The 15240-nt window shown below is 50.7% G+C and carries 13 protein-coding genes; 5 read left to right on the top strand and 8 right to left on the bottom strand.

Annotated features, from left to right (window positions below):
• Nucleotides 1-117 precede the first annotated feature (117 nt).
• From nikA to ACE41H_RS13085, 5 genes are read left to right on the top strand one after another with little or no spacing between them, the layout of a single operon-like run.
• Complete coding sequence (gene nikA / locus ACE41H_RS13065; protein ID WP_375355856.1) at nucleotides 118-1671, top strand: nickel ABC transporter substrate-binding protein; 1554 nt, start codon at nucleotides 118-120, stop codon at nucleotides 1669-1671.
• Nucleotides 1668-2615, top strand: a complete 948-nt coding sequence (gene nikB, locus ACE41H_RS13070) for a nickel ABC transporter permease (RefSeq protein ID WP_375355711.1) — start codon at nucleotides 1668-1670, stop codon at nucleotides 2613-2615. The genes nikA and nikB overlap by 4 nt, the downstream gene beginning before the upstream one ends.
• Entirely contained in the window at nucleotides 2612-3460 is an 849-nt protein-coding gene (gene nikC, locus ACE41H_RS13075) for a nickel transporter permease (protein ID WP_375355712.1), read from the top strand. Before nikB ends, nikC begins: the two co-directional genes overlap by 4 nt.
• A complete protein-coding gene (locus ACE41H_RS13080; protein ID WP_375355713.1) occupies nucleotides 3457-4263 on the top strand; it encodes an ABC transporter ATP-binding protein in 807 nt (268 codons plus the stop codon). The genes nikC and ACE41H_RS13080 overlap by 4 nt, the downstream gene beginning before the upstream one ends.
• Nucleotides 4263-5024, top strand: a complete 762-nt coding sequence (locus tag ACE41H_RS13085; protein WP_375355858.1) for an ABC transporter ATP-binding protein — start codon at nucleotides 4263-4265, stop codon at nucleotides 5022-5024. The genes ACE41H_RS13080 and ACE41H_RS13085 overlap by 1 nt, the downstream gene beginning before the upstream one ends.
• A gap of 208 nt (nucleotides 5025-5232) precedes the next feature.
• Here ACE41H_RS13085 and ACE41H_RS13090 read toward each other — a convergent pair whose 3' ends face one another.
• The 8 genes from ACE41H_RS13090 to aspA form a co-directional block, all read right to left on the bottom strand.
• Entirely contained in the window at nucleotides 5233-5424 is a 192-nt protein-coding gene (locus ACE41H_RS13090; RefSeq protein WP_375355714.1) for a hypothetical protein, read from the bottom strand.
• Between the two features lie 292 nt (nucleotides 5425-5716).
• On the bottom strand, nucleotides 5717-6328 hold the full coding sequence (locus ACE41H_RS13095; RefSeq protein WP_375355715.1) for a restriction endonuclease: 612 nt from the start codon (nucleotides 6326-6328) through the stop codon (nucleotides 5717-5719).
• A gap of 37 nt (nucleotides 6329-6365) precedes the next feature.
• Complete coding sequence (locus ACE41H_RS13100) at nucleotides 6366-7034, bottom strand: hypothetical protein (protein ID WP_375355716.1); 669 nt, start codon at nucleotides 7032-7034, stop codon at nucleotides 6366-6368.
• Nucleotides 7035-7440: 406 nt separating this feature from the next.
• A complete protein-coding gene (locus ACE41H_RS13105) occupies nucleotides 7441-9804 on the bottom strand; it encodes an AraC family transcriptional regulator (RefSeq protein ID WP_375355717.1) in 2364 nt (787 codons plus the stop codon).
• Between the two features lie 97 nt (nucleotides 9805-9901).
• Nucleotides 9902-11419 carry an extracellular solute-binding protein gene (locus ACE41H_RS13110; RefSeq protein WP_375355718.1) on the bottom strand — a complete coding sequence of 506 codons (1518 nt, stop codon included), beginning with the start codon at nucleotides 11417-11419 and terminating at the stop codon, nucleotides 9902-9904.
• Nucleotides 11420-11449: 30 nt separating this feature from the next.
• Nucleotides 11450-12328 carry a carbohydrate ABC transporter permease gene (locus ACE41H_RS13115; protein WP_375355719.1) on the bottom strand — a complete coding sequence of 293 codons (879 nt, stop codon included), beginning with the start codon at nucleotides 12326-12328 and terminating at the stop codon, nucleotides 11450-11452.
• A 47-nt stretch (nucleotides 12329-12375) separates the two neighbouring features.
• Nucleotides 12376-13356, bottom strand: a complete 981-nt coding sequence (locus tag ACE41H_RS13120) for an ABC transporter permease (protein WP_375355720.1) — start codon at nucleotides 13354-13356, stop codon at nucleotides 12376-12378.
• Nucleotides 13357-13556: 200 nt separating this feature from the next.
• Nucleotides 13557-14966, bottom strand: coding sequence for an aspartate ammonia-lyase (gene aspA / locus ACE41H_RS13125; protein WP_375355721.1), 1410 nt, complete (start codon nucleotides 14964-14966; stop codon nucleotides 13557-13559).
• Between the last annotated feature and the right edge of the window lie 274 nt (nucleotides 14967-15240).

Genomic DNA, 15240 nt, shown 5'->3' on the forward strand with positions numbered 1-15240 from the left:
TATAAAATTTGGTTAAAAGGAAGTCATTTCAATTCAATATCGGGTATTGCCAAAGCGTAATAATTACGATATTATTCTAATCGTAATTATTACATATTAGGAGGATTTCGTATTTTGATGACTACGAACCAAAGCAAGCCAGTACCAGCCCTATTGTTTCTCCTGGTCTGCATCAGTCTGTTAAGTGCATGCGGACAAGCTGCTCCGGCGGGTGAGAACTCCTCGGCCGCCAAGCATATCAGCTTCCTGTACAATTTCTCCACCAATTCTCTGGACCCGCATGTGGACTCCAGCTACGTTCCGCTCAGAGCCGGCATAACGGAAACGCTGGTCAGGCTGGATGAGGATAATTTGACCGTAGCCCCTTGGCTGGCCGAAAGCTGGGAAAGCCGGGATGGACAGCACTGGACGATCAGACTGCGGGAAGACGTTACCTTTCAGAACGGCAAAAGCATGACAAGTGAAGCTGTCAAAGCCTCTCTGGAACGGGCGCTTCAGGAGAGTGCAGCCATCCGGAACGCGCTGAAAATTGATACGATCAAGGTAGACGGGCACACGCTGAAAATCACAACGACACAGCCTTTCCCCGAATTCGTGTCCGAACTCGTCAATCCGAATGTCTCCATTATCGATATCACCGAACCCGATATCGTTAACAACCCGGTCGGCACCGGCCCTTTCAAGCTCAAGGCTTTTACGCCCGGAAGCAAGCTTGAACTGGAGCGCTACGATGAGTATTGGGACGGGGCTTCTCCGCTGGATTCCGTCACCTTCGCGTTTAATGAAGATGCCAATGCCCGTTCCCTTGCCCTCAAATCCGGGGAGGTCGATATTGTATACCGCCCGGGGGTGGAAAGTCTGGAAGCACTTGATGCCGTGGAAGGGATCAAAGTCGAATCGACAGCTACTTTTCGGGTGCATCAGCTTACCATGAACATGGAACGTGAGAGCATGAAGGAACTCAACGTGCGCCGCGCCATGAATGCGCTAATTGATCGCCAGGAAATCGTGGATACGATTTTGCTCGGATATGGTGAGCCTGCCATTGGCCCGTTCCTGCCTTCCCTGCCGTTTGCTCCCAAATATGAAGACAGCAGGCTGGAGACCGGTCCCGAGACGGCTGTGCAGTATTTGAAGGAGGCGGGTTACTCACTTCAGGACGGTATGATGCAGAAGAATGGCAAGCCATTGCGGCTCACACTGCTGACTTACTCGTCCAGGGCTGACCTGCCCTTGATTGCCCAGGTATTTCAGTCCGATGCCAAACGCATAGGAATCGATGTGCAAATTCAGCAGATTGATACGCCAGAAGAATATATGGCCGCCAACCGCGACTGGGATCTGGCCACCTACAGCAACCTGACGGCTCCGCGGGGAGATGCCGGCTATTATTTAAATGCAACCTATCACCCGACAGGGGCGCTCAACTTTAGCGGGGCTTATGAAGAAGAACTTACAGAGATCATTGATGAGCTTAACCGCACCGTCGAGCCCGGGCAGCGGGCAGTGCTGGCTGAAAAGGCGGCAAATTATGTGCACAAAAATGTGATCAATTCCTTCGTCCTTCATCCTTCAACGATCGTTGCTTATAACGAAAACAAGGTTGCCAACTGGGTGACGACAAGAAGCGAGTATTACATGATGACCAATAAGCTGGATGTGAAAAAATGATTCGGATTCTGATCCGCAAATTTGCGGAAGTGCTCCTGTTTATGTTGTTTATCACGTTTATCAGCTTTCTGTTTATCCGTCTTGCGCCCGGCGATCCGACGCTTACGATCCTGAATGTGGACGAGCTGTCCGTAAGTCAGGAGCAGATCGAAGCCCTGCGGGAGGAAATGGGCTTCAACAAGCCGCTGCTCGTACAGTACGGTCTTTGGCTGCTTGATTTCGTGCGGCTCGATTTCGGACAATCCTATGTCACCGGCCAGCCGGTTATGGAAATGATCCTGACAGGTCTGCCCGCCACACTGGAATTAACCGCAGGCGCGCTGCTCGTCATGCTGCTGGTATCAATTCCGCTCGGATCGCTGGCAGCATTGCACCGCAATAGCTGGATTGATCAGATCAGCAGAATTTTATCGATTATCGGTGCGGCTGTTCCAAGCTTCTGGCTGGGGCTTATCTTCATCGACCTGTTCGGCGTGCGTTTCAACTGGCTGCCGACCATGGGCAGGGACGGACTTCAGTCCCTGCTGCTGCCGTCCCTGACGCTCGGGCTTGCCATCTCGGGAGTGTATGTACGTCTGCTCCGCTCCAGTCTGCTCGATTCGCTGAGTCAGGAATTCATTCGCGCAGCGAGATCACGCGGCCTGTCTGAACGACGCATCTTCGTGATGCATGCGTTCCGGCACAGCCTTCCGCCGGTTATTACCGTGTTCGGCGTCAGTCTCGGCAGCCTGATCGGCGGTGTGGTGGTAGTTGAGGTGTTATTCGCTTATCCGGGGATAGGCAAGCTGGTGGTGGACGCGATCAGACAACGGGATTACCCGCTAATCCAGGGTTACATCCTCATTATGGCGGGCTTCGTGTTTGTAGTGAATACGGCCGTCGATCTGTCCTACCGTTATCTGAACCCGGAAATGAAGCTGAAGGAAAGAGAGGCATGGTCATGAAAGCAGTGTCCCTTCATTTTATCGGACGGAAAAAACACGGCTGGCAAGCCGTCATTGCGCTGCTATTCGTACTGTCTGCTGTGGCGGCAGCCCTGTATGCCTTCGTGTATTTGCGGCACGACCCGACGCTGGCCGATCTGAGTGAGCGGCTGCAGGATACGAGCCTGCAGCATCCGCTCGGCACCGATCATCTGGGGCGTGACGTATTAACCCGGCTGCTGCTGGGCGGATGGCAGACGATGGGCTACAGCCTGCTGGCCCTAACGGCAGCGCTGCTGATCGGCGTTCCGTTCGGCCTGATTTCCGGTTACTGCCGTGGCTGGGTTGACCGCCTCTTCATGCGCATTGCAGATAGCTTTCTCGCCTTCCCGGACACCATCGTCGCCATTGTGCTCAGCGGGCTGCTCGGTGCAGGAATCGGCAATCTGGTGCTTGCTATCGTCATCGTCAAATGGGTCAGCTACGCCCGGCTTGTACGCAGCACGGTCCTGATCGAATCACAGAAGGAGTACGTGCTGATTGCCCGCATTAATGGCTTGTCTCCTACCAGTATCATGCGCAAGCATCTTTTGCCCCATATTGCAGGCCATGTGCTTGTACTTGCCAGTCTCGATCTCGGCAAAATCATTCTGCTGATCTCCGCCTTCTCTTACATCGGGCTTGGTGTACAGCCGCCACTTGCCGAATGGGGGGCCATGCTGAACGATGCCCGGCCTTATTTTCAATCCAAACCCGCATTAATGATCTATCCGGGTCTGGCCATAGTCATAGTGGTTTTGCTCGCCAATATGCTGGGGGATTATTTGCGCGACCGTTTTGATGTGAAAAAGGAGGTGCTGTCTTGATTTTATCCATAGAGCAACTATCCGTTCGCAGCCGAGAGAAAGCACTTGTTCACGAGGTATCGCTATCTATTCGCAAGGGAGAATGGTTTGCTCTCGTTGGGCAAAGCGGCAGCGGGAAAAGCCTGCTCTCGCAGGCCGTCGGGCAAATGCTGCCTTCCAATCTGCGGGCGGACGGTCAAATTCTGTTTCAGGGGCTGGATCTGCTGAAGCTGCCTCCATCGCGCGCACGATCTATACGCGGCCGCACTTTGTCGTACGTCTTTCAGGATTACCAGGGCTCCTTTACCCCGTTTCGGACCATCGGCCAGCATTTTGACGAGTATCAGAAAACGCACGGCATTGCACCAGTTGCAGTTCGCAAGCAGCGGGCTGTAGAGGCGCTCGAATCAGTGGGGCTTGATGGCCAGCTTCTCTTCCGCTATCCGTTCCAGCTGAGCGGGGGACAGCTGCAGCGGACATCGATTGCCATCGCGCTCCTGCTGTCGCCCGAGTTGTTGATTGCGGATGAAGTCACGACGGCGCTGGACAGCGTATCCGCTCACCGCATTCTGCAGCTGCTTGCCGCCAAACAGCGCCAAACCGGCTGTGCCATCCTCTTCATTACTCATGACTGGCGTCATGTCAGACGTTATGCCCAGCGTATCGCTGTGATGAAAGAAGGAAAAATGGTCGAATCCGGCAGCAGGGACCGTATCCTGGATCATCCGCAGCATGACTATACCAGACAGCTCATTCAGGCTGCACCTGTATTGCCTGTACCGGAAAGCAACCTGCCTTCCAGCCTAATGGAGGTGGAACGATGATGAGCCTCCTGGTTGTAGATCGTCTGACCAAATCCTACCGGGAGGGTAAGACTGCGGTGAACGGCCTTTCTTTTCACTTAAACAAGGGAGAATGTCTGGGACTTGTGGGGGAAAGCGGCTGCGGCAAGAGCACATTGGCCCGCTGCCTGCTGCGTATTGAAACCATCGACAGCGGCACCATTGCGTTGAACGGTCAGCCGATAGAGCACCTTAACGAGCGTAAGCTAAGACCTTACCGGAAGCAGATGCAGATCGTGTTCCAGAATCCGTCGGCTGCCCTTAATCCGAAGCTGAGAATCAAAGACTCTCTGATCGACCCTTACGAACAGTTCAACCATCAGCTAAGATTGAAGCATTTCACGTTTACTTCCAAAGCCGCATATATCAAGCAGCTGCTGGAGGCTGTTGAACTGCCGGCCTCTCTCGCCGACCGGTACCCGCATGAACTGAGCGGCGGCCAGCGTCAGCGGGCAACCATTGCCAGGGCCATCAGTATCGAGCCGGAAATGATCGTGCTGGACGAACCAACGGCCAGCCTGGACGTGATCTCCCAAGGGGCGGTGCTCAACTTGTTAACATCATTGCGGACCCACTTGAATCTGTCCTACTTGTTTATATCTCACGACCTTGCCGCCGTACACCAGATGAGCCAGTGCATTCTCGTTATGAAAGAAGGTAAGCTCGTTGATCAGTTCAACCGTGATCATATATTCAAAGAAGATCGTCATCCATATACCAAAGAGCTTATTTCGATTTTTTAAGTATATATAGGCTCCCCTCTATCTGCTGTGGAGGCGCTCCGGGAACGAACCATTCCTTTAATTAATGTTGCCCCCGAATTTTGTTTCATTATTTTTAAACGGAAGAAATTCGGGGACAGCCTCTTCTGAGTTTTTATAATTTTGAAGTTATGTACCTTGACCGACTGAGAATACATCGTTAAAGGTAAGCACCTTGCTTGCCTGTCGTTTACCCAAATTGCTTAAAATAACTCCTCTCGTACGCCAGTCCCGAGTCAAGCAGTTCAAGAAGCTCCTCAGCCGTGTACATCTTTTCCTCTGTCTGCTTCACGGCATTCTGAATTCCCTCGACCAAATGTCTCAACAGGTTACGGCTTTCCCCTTCCTCCAAAGAGCCCCATTTTTCCATATAATCCTGCAAGCTGCCACCTTCTGAATTTGGTTATTTCCCCTGTTCCTCAATATTTCGCTAAAGTAAGTTGTCCTCCCTGCTCGGCGTGTCAGAATTGTTGGTGCAGAGAGGGCAATGCTTGGTACTGATTCCGAAAAAAAGGACCCTGCCGAGGTTCGGCAGGGTCAAGCATCTATATAAAGGGGGTTATTGATTACAACTATAAAGCCTGTAGATTAATGCAATATGAAGAGAAACTAAAATTCCACTTAAAAATCGGATTTCGGCAAAATTTTTGCCGTTTGAAAAGGTTGCTATCGTTTCATCCGTGTTTCTTGTCATCTTTGCGGAGCTTGTCCCCTTTCCAGCCGCCTGTAAACGGTTCCGGCTCGCGCTCCACAATGTCCATGGCCTTCTCTGCTCGCCGCCCTTTGAACAAAGTGATGATCTCCTCCAGATCCTCGCGATCCAGCAGGGAAACCCCGTTGGCGCTGGCCAATATATCGCAGGAATCCGTATATCTGCCGGATGTAATGACGATGGACTTGTGCGCACGGTAATAATTCATGGAGGCGTAAATCTCCTGAACGGCTCCCAAGCCGACCGGACTCTGCAGCCCGTAACGCTTGGCCTGCACCACATTCCGCAGTCCACTGCGGTCGGTGAACACAAGATCCGCTCCGAAATCACGGCTGCCTGTCGTTTTGTACACCTCTTCATAGCCCAGTTCGCTTAGCAAACGGTACAAATAGGTTTCAAACTCGGAGCCGTCCTCCATACGATCAATATCCTTCATTGTAATTTTACGGGGATTGAGCTCCCGCAGTACCCGCGCTCTCCGGCGGCGAATCCACCCGGCAACAAACGCCGCCAAAATGAGCAGGCCTATGATCCATACTGTCAAAGGGCCCAAATATGTATATATAATGTCCATGTTCTGTTACCTTTCTGTTTTTCCAAACCATGCGCTCTTAAAAATAGGTTTCACGCATCGGGCTGCCCTTCTTCCGCTCCCGTGACTTCATCAGGATGTAACGCTGTAGCCCATTAGCTCCTTCGATGGCAAGGTCTCCATACTTCTCGGCTTGATCATGCTCCCCCCTGCGAAAAGCGGCCTCCGCCTCCAGTGCATGAATGAGGACCTGCTGCTTTAGCAGCGCCTTCTGAGCTTCGAAATCATCCCAGTCATTTTTATAGATGGCAATCAGTGCTTTGAAGTAAGGGCCGGGATTTGGATGTCTGATTTGATCAACTATGCTCTCTGCCTTAGCTATATCCCTGCTCTCCAGGTCGATCTGGACTTTGGTCGTAAGCTGCATCTGCTTGCCTTTGACCTTCTCCTGCTCCCGTGCTGCCTTTTCCAGATCACCGTTGACCATGTAATAAATCATTCTGAAGTAAGGATTTTCGGCCTGTTTTAGCGCTTTTTCAATCTTGGCATAATTCTTCATATACTTAACAACATAGACGGTGTAAGCAAGGTTGATGATCTGGATTACAGCTGCTACGCTGAGCACCCAGACCAAAGGCTTTAAAGAGACTCTTTCATTGGCCATTCCCGGGTCTTCACCCATAAATCCCGTGACTAATCCAATCACAATCGCAATCCCGATGAGCCAGGGCCATTTAATTAACTGCAAACTATTTTCTCCTCCCACTGTAATTTTGTATGGCTGCTTTCATTCATCATATTTTTTAATTGTAACTAAGGCACGGCCCCATTACCATAAGCAAGAAATAAGAAAAACGTCTATCGTCGTACATTCACAGAAGCCAGACCGCGTTTAGTAGTAGATTTTATTGAGATATTAAGGGTATTATTCCAGAAAATTTATACTTTCTGGCGTATAATATAATCTAGCCGCTTCAACAAAACCTCCTCCCTGCTTCTTTTTTATGGAATTTCCATAAGCGAAACATAATATTATGTCTTTCTCGGCCATCCTTTTTTTCGGCATAATAATTTTTTTCAATATAGGACTAATAGTACGATTTTTTACCATGTAAAATGAATAATAGAAATAGACATCCTTTTATCCATATCTCCTACTCTTTCCTCATCGCTTGCTCCCGGTATTGTCCGGGTGTAACACCTTCCAGCTTCTTGAACAACCGATTCAAATAAGAAGGGCGATAACCGATCTGCTGTGCGATCTCATTTACCATCATGTCTGTTCCGATTAACATTTCCTTTGCCTTATCAATCTTTAACCGCATAAGGAAATCAATATAATTGCTGCCGGTTACTTGTTTAAACGCTTTGCTGAGCGTAAAAGGGCTAGTTCCCAGATGCTCCGCGCACCGTTCAAGCGACAGATCGGAAGCGAACGTCAATTTTATATAGTCCATGGCCCGCTCTACAAGGAGGCGAAGATGCAGCGTTTGGTCCCTCTTCAGTGTCTCGCAGTAAGGCTCAACAATCCTGTGCTTCAGCCATACCGTAATTTGATCAGGCTCGCGAAGCTGGCGGAGCTCTTCGTACAAATCGTCATCGCCGTATAAGGCACGGGGATGGTAGCCTGTTTCCAGGATCGCATGCTGAATGCTGCCCAGCAGTTGAACGGCTCCGTCCTGAATGAACATCTCCTTACTCCCTTCCCTGACCAGCGTCTCCATAAATGATTGAATCGCATCGTATACTTCATCCTTAAATCCCATACGAATCGCCTGCGTAACTTCCTTTTCGGCCGCAAACGGATAAGGAACCGTATCTCCGGTTACACCTGGCAACAGCTCTTCCAAAGATAAAATCTGGTTGCCCTCCCCAACTTCACGATAGCGTACAACCTGCCGAAGCTGCTGGAGCGAACCGGGAATATCCGTAATCCTCATCATTGGCGTACCAGCCAAAACGGTGCTGTGAAATTTCAGTACGGCACTCGACGCTTGCGCAAGCGAATTTGCGAGATGAAAAGCCCGACTGCGAACCGTTTCTGCAGGCTCCTCTTTATTGAAGGACAGCAGAATACCGACAGACATATCCTGAAAATTGATGGTGTCCGCTTCTTCGTCAAGCGCCCTCGTTAGCTCCTGTACTAAATTCTCGGCCGCAAAAGAAACAAGCTGCACGTCGTTCTCCTCGAACCTTCCCTGCTGCCGGCCAAGGCCTGTCACCTGAAACAAAATAAGCAGAAAACCCTTATCGTTCACAGTCCAGCCAAAACCACTCATCCGCTCACGCAGCTCTTCCTCATTCAAATAATAGTAATGCCCTTGAATCAAATGCAGCAGAAAGCTGGAGCGCAGCCCGGGCCTGGCTTTCTCTAGCTTATCCCGCAGTTCATGGCTTTCTTCATAGAGATGGCGCCACTCATTCTCGAGAAAGCCAATCTCATCCGGGTTCGGCTCACTGAGGTGCCTGTTGTCCCGGAATAAGCGAACCAGCCTTGAAATGGGAGAATACATGCGTTTGGAGGCCAGCCAGGACAGAAGCAGCGCAAGGACAAAGCCGCATAGACTGATGGCGATAATGATCTTCGACAATAATTGGACAGGCGCTGTTAACGAGGAAAGCGAAGCGGCGGTTACATAAGTCCACTCCAAGCCCAGCTTGGAAAAATCACCGTACGTAACGGTATAGGTCCTGTTCTCCCATTCATACAGGAAGGTACCGCTCTCGCTTGTTCTATGCCGCATAATTTGCGCGCTTAATGCAGACTCAAACGGCGATCCTTCCGGCAGCCCGGCCCCTTTGTCCGTAACGACAAAATTGCCCTGCTCATCAAAGATGAATGAATGGCCGGATTTGCCAAGTGACAGCTCCCGAACCATCTCCACCAGCTTGTCTCTGTTTAAATAAAAGACTAAAAGACCATACGGTTCCCCCACGCCTGGCACCTTTTGGGCAAGCACAACTTCATGGTTGTCTTGTTGATTAACGCGAGGAAAACCGTTCAGCCAAAAGGAGCTTTTATTGGGGCTGTCTATGATCCCGCGATACGCAGCTTTATCCTCGTAGCCGTCAACGGCTTCAATGCCGTCAGGATCGGATACAATCCGTGGAGAGAGACCGTCGAGGTAGAGATGAACCTGATCGATAAGCGGATTAAATCCTTTCATGCCAACCAAGGTACGGTACAATTCCTGGGTAGTGCTGTATTCCTGCTTGAGATCGATATTCCGCAGGCTGCCGTCAAACCGGGGATCATACGCCCACTGCACAGCTGTCAGCTCAAGCTGGTTTAAGTCCTCCTCCATCCGCTTCAAAGCGTTCTGTAGCAGCGCTTCATTGGAATAGGTGACTTCCTCTTTGATGTTAGCGCTTCCAAATATGTAAAATAAACATCCCATGATAATGGTTGGCAAGCAAGTAATGCCGAGCATAAGCAGCAGGCTTTTCCGGTAAAATTGGCCTTTTACGGCAGGCAGCAAAAACCCCGTTTTCCGTATGCGGGCAAATAAATGTTTCATCCTATTCCCCCTCACAGTCCCTTTTGAATATATGAATTTCATTCACCCATAGCAAAAACCCTCTTTTGAGGGGCGTGAAAAAGAGGGTTTTTGTCTATTATTGAATGCCTGCTGTGCGCTGCTGATAAGCCGCGTTGATTTCCTCCGTCATTTTAAGCAGATCCGGATTGCTCTTAAGCTCATGAACGAAATTGTCCCATTCACTAACCGGCAATTTGCCCAAGATTATTTTCGTCTTCATATCCTGTATGCTTTTCTGCAGCTCGTTCCCAACCCTCGTGCTCGTTTCGGAATAAAGACCGGCCGCGGGATCCGGTACGCTGATTTTCGCTCGTTCATCGATAATTTTTTTGTTTCGCTCCAGCACATCGTCAGGCATCCCCGAACGGTAAGCCCGTAAATATTTATCATATTTGAGGAAAATTTGGCCGAGCGCCTGCTGGGCGACGATATCGGTTTTGGCTTGCTCCGTCGGCACCTTGATGCCGTTCTCTTCGGTATAATGCACATCCTTAAGGCCATAGTTTGCCAGATCGCTGCCTTCTTCGGACGCACCGTAGTCCATCAGCTCAAGCAGCTTTTTCATCTTCTCTTCCGGCACGGTTTTTGGGATGGCGAACATGCCGAAAAATCCGGCATCACGATTGACATATCCGTTGAGAGAAACAAGCGGCTCAAAATCGGCTTTCGGATCTGTTTTGCGAAGCTCTTCAGTCGGCTCCCATGCGGCCTCAACCGTATCCTGGAACCCGCCTGCCCGGCCAGCCTTCAGCATATCCTTCGCCTGCGAGTTTTTCAACGTCGCCAGGTCCTCAGGAAGAAGCTTCTCTTTATATGCTTTGTTTAGCCATTGCAGAGCGTCTTTCATTTCCGGAAGCAGGTTAACATTGACCAGCTTGCCGTCCACAAGCTTCCAGTCCCCGTTGTTTTGAACAAAAGCATTCTGCAGTGAGTTTAAAGTACCCATGCTGGATTGATCTACATACCCCGCATAACCGATCGTATCTGCCTTGCCGTTGCCATCCGGGTCCTGTTCGACAAAAGCCTTCAGCACCGTATACAATTCATCGGTCGTCTTCGGAACTTCAAGACCAAGCTTATCAAGCCAGTCCTTGCGGATGTACAGGAAGCTGCCGCCATCCACCGGACGAACGCGCGGGATGCCGTAGTTTTTCCCGTCCGCCTGCTTCGTGTTGATCCATGCCTCCTCCGGGTATTTCATCAAATTCGGATAGTCCTGGATATACGGCGTTAAATCCCAAAATGCCCCTTGCTGCACCATCATGCGCACCTGTGCGGTAAATGCGTTATCAAGCAGCATCAGGTCGGGAATATCACCTGAAGCCAATGTGACGTTAACCTTGTCTCCATAGTTGTTGGGCGACACCCACGTAATGTTCAATTTGGTATTCGTCCGCTTGCCGATTTCCTCTACAATGACATTGTCTTCGCCCGGCGGCTCGGGCGTATAATACACCGACATGATATCCACATTTAACACTGCGTCGCCCGCTCCGGACTCGCCGCCGTTACCGCCGCAGCCGGCCAGCAAAGCAAGGCTGAGCACGATGGAAACGATGTTTCGCGCGGGTTTCCAAGAGAAATGTTTGAACATATTTTCCCCTCCAGGATAACTTTACTTTTTTTATTCCTTAACGGAACCGACCATCGCACCTTTGGCAAAATGCTTCTGCAGAAAAGGATACACAAGCAGGATCGGCACCGTTGCGATAACAACCGCGGCCATCTTCAGCGTCTCTGGCGGAATTCGCTGCTCCGACATCATCTCGGCCGCGGCCGAGCCGCCTGCTGCTGTTGACGCATCAATCAGCATGTTCTGAAGCAGCACCTGCAGCGGTTGTTTTGAAAAATCGTTAATATAGAGCAGCGCATTAAAAAAGGTGTTCCAATAAGCGACCGCGTAAAATAATCCGAATGCGGCCATGGACGGCAGCGAAAGGGGCAGGATCACCCGGACCCAGACGCTAAAGTCATTGCATCCGTCAATTCGCGCGGCCTCCTCCAGGCTCGCCGGGATGCTGTCGAAAAAACCTTTCATCAGCAGCACGTACCAGCCGCTTGTCAGCACGGGCAGAATCAGCGACCAGGTGCTGTTGATCAAATGTAAATCGCGCACCAGCAAATACGGCGGTATAATGCCGGGATTAAACAAGGTGGTGAGCAGAATCGCCAGCAGCATCAAGCGTCTGCCCTGCAGCCTTTTGCGGGATAGAGCATACGAAAGACCCGAGGTGACGATCAGACTGAGCGCTGTGCCGACGATCGCCAGGAAAGCGCTGTTGCCGGTCGCCCGCATAAAAGCGTTCGTGGACAACAAATATTCATAAGAGGCCAGGCTCCACTTCTCCGGAAACAGGACGAGTCCGCGCCGGATATACTCTGACGGATCGGTAAATGACACGATAAAGACATAATAGAACGGAAAAAACGTAATCAGAGAGACCAAACCAAGTACGGCGGCATTTACAATGCCAAACAGACGATCCCCCAAACTTTCTCTCAAGAGCCTCCACCTCCAGCCAGGATCACTAAATATAGTTTGGAGATAGTTTAGTAGACGCCTTCTTCACCGAATTTCTTGGCAAGCCGGTTTGCGCCAATGACAAGCAGCAAACCGACAATGGATTTAAATAAACCAACGGCTGTACTGAAGCTGAACTGCCCCTGCTTGATGCCCAGACGGTAGACATACGTATCGAACACGTCGGCCACCTCGGACACGGCTCCGTTCATCATTAGAAAAACCTGCTCGAACCCGACATCCATCATATGACCGATCCGTAAAATAAGCAGAATCACAATGACCGGACGGATCGCCGGCAGCGTTACATGCCAGATCTGTCTAATCCGGCTAGCCCCGTCCATCTTTGCCGCTTCGTACAGCTGCGGATCGACGCCCGCGATCGCGGCCAGGAATATAATCGTCCCCCACCCGGCATCCTTCCAGATCGATTGCACCGTCAGAAGCCCCCAGAAATAATGGCTTTCCGTCAAAAAATCGATTTTCTCCCATCCGAAGCTCACCAGCAGCTTATTAACCACACCGTCCCCCGTAGATAACAGAAGGAAGGTTATGCCTACGATGATGACCCATGACAGAAAATGCGGCAAATAAATGATCGACTGCACGATTTTCTTATAGGAAGATACGCGAATCTCGTTTAACAGAACGGCCAGCAAAATCGGCAGCGGAAAGAAAAAAATCAGATTGAGCAGATTGATCGCCATCGTATTGCGAAACAGCATCAGGAAATCCGGATTCGCGAAAAAGCGGATAAAGTGTTCAAATCCGACCCAAGGGCTGTTCATGACACCCTGGTAAGGAGAATAATCCTGAAAGGCGATGACGATCCCCCACATCGGAACGTACTTAAAAATAATGAAATACAAAATCCCCGGCAGTGCCAGCAAATATAAATACCTGTCCCTCCTGAGACCTGCCAAAGCAAAGCTAAAGCTCGAAATTCCCCTGTTAACTTTTGGTGTTCCCGCTCGCGCATTGTCGGAGGACTTATCCGCTTGAACTTCCATTATCGCCCCTCCCTATTGTAGTGAAATTTAGTCAGGTACTCCATGGATGCGCTTTCAAAATCATAGGGTTAACATACCTTCGTGTTCAATTTCCGGCAATAGCTCATTCTTGTATAGCGATTTCCGGGCATTGATTTTTCTTGCCAAAGACATAAATAAAACCCCGCCTGATTAGACGGGGCACAGCTCGCAAATTCAGTTTACTCCCTGTTCAGCAGCTCCTCGCCGGCGATTCCCGGCTGGGTCATCTGATATGGGTCGAGAATAATGTCGAGCTCTTCTTCGGTCAGCACGTTATAGAGCAGGCATAGCTCGCGGACGGATTTGCCTGTTGTGATGGCCTCACGCGCAATGCGGGACACCACTTCATAGCCAAGGTGCGGGTTCAGCGCTGTGATGATGCCAACGCTGTTCTCCACATACTCCCGGCAGCGTTCTACGTTGGCCTGGATGCCCTCGATGCAGTGCACCCGGAACACCGTGAAGCCCTGGTTCATAATCTCCAGTGACTGCAGCAGATTGTATACGAGCACCGGCTCCATGACGTTAAGCTCCAACTGGCCCGCCTCGGAAGCAAGGCAAATCGTATTATCGTTGCCGATGACCTGGAACGCGATCTGGTTAATGACCTCAGGGATAACCGGATTCACCTTGCCGGGCATGATGGATGAGCCTGGCTGCCGTGCAGGCAGCAGCAGCTCGCCGAAGCCGGCGCGCGGACCGGAGGCCATGAGCCGGATATCATTGGCTACCTTGGACATATTCATCATGCAGATTTTAAGGGAGGCAGACACCTCTGTATAGGCATCCGTATTCTGTGTCGCATCCACCAGATGCTCGTCGGCATGCAGTGGAAAACCGCTGATCTCCGACAGCACCTCGGCAACACGCTGAATGTAACGGCGGTCCGCATTCAATCCGGTTCCTACCGCTGTTGCGCCCATGTTGATGCTCAGCAAATGCTCACGTGTCGCGGCAACCCGCTTGATGTCGCGGCCCAGCACGCGTGCATAAGCGTCAAACTCCTGGCCCAACCGGATGGGAACCGCATCCTGCAGATGCGTGCGGCCCATTTTAATTACACCATCAAACTCCTGTGATTTGCGCTGGAACGCATCACGCAGCTCATTCATCGTACCGAGCAGTTTGTCCAACATCACCAATGTCGCAACATGGACCGCTGTCGGGAACGAATCATTCGTCGACTGGGCCATATTCACATGGTTGTTCGGACTGAGCTCTTTATAATCTCCCTTGGACAATCCCATCAGCTCAAGCGCGCGGTTCGCAATCACTTCATTTGTATTCATATTAATGGACGTGCCCGCCCCACCCTGGATCGGATCCACGATGAAATGATCAAGCCATTGGCCGTTAATCACTTCTTCCGCTGCCTTGACGATTGCTTCCCCCTTTGGCCGATGCAGCCGGGTAAGCTCTATATTGACCGTTGCGGCCGCCTTTTTCACCATCGCCATCGCCTTGATCAGTTCGGGGTGCAAACGCTGTCCCGTAATCGGAAAATTTTCCGCAGCTCTCATCGTCTGAACGCCGTAATAAGCGTCATCCGGCACCTCTTTTGTGCCTAAAAAGTCATGTTCCAGCCTCATTCTTCATTCCTCCGCTGTGCGTACTCGTATTGCAATTTTCCCGGTACAACTTTCCTTTTCGGGTCCTCACTCATTATACGGTTCCCGCGCAGCAGATTTCCAGTCAAACATCATGAGTTAATACAAAGGGCGCCAAAAGCTTCAAGACACATGATCCTCCCGACCAACAGGATATCAAAAGTCTGTTCTATTCGAATCATTTACTAAATTCAGACCGGGCGAATTCTGTGGTACACTAATCACAATATGCATTCAAAAATAGAACCGATAGGAT

This window comes from Paenibacillus enshidis, assembly GCF_042136365.1.
Classification (GTDB): domain Bacteria; phylum Bacillota; class Bacilli; order Paenibacillales; family Paenibacillaceae; genus Paenibacillus; species Paenibacillus enshidis.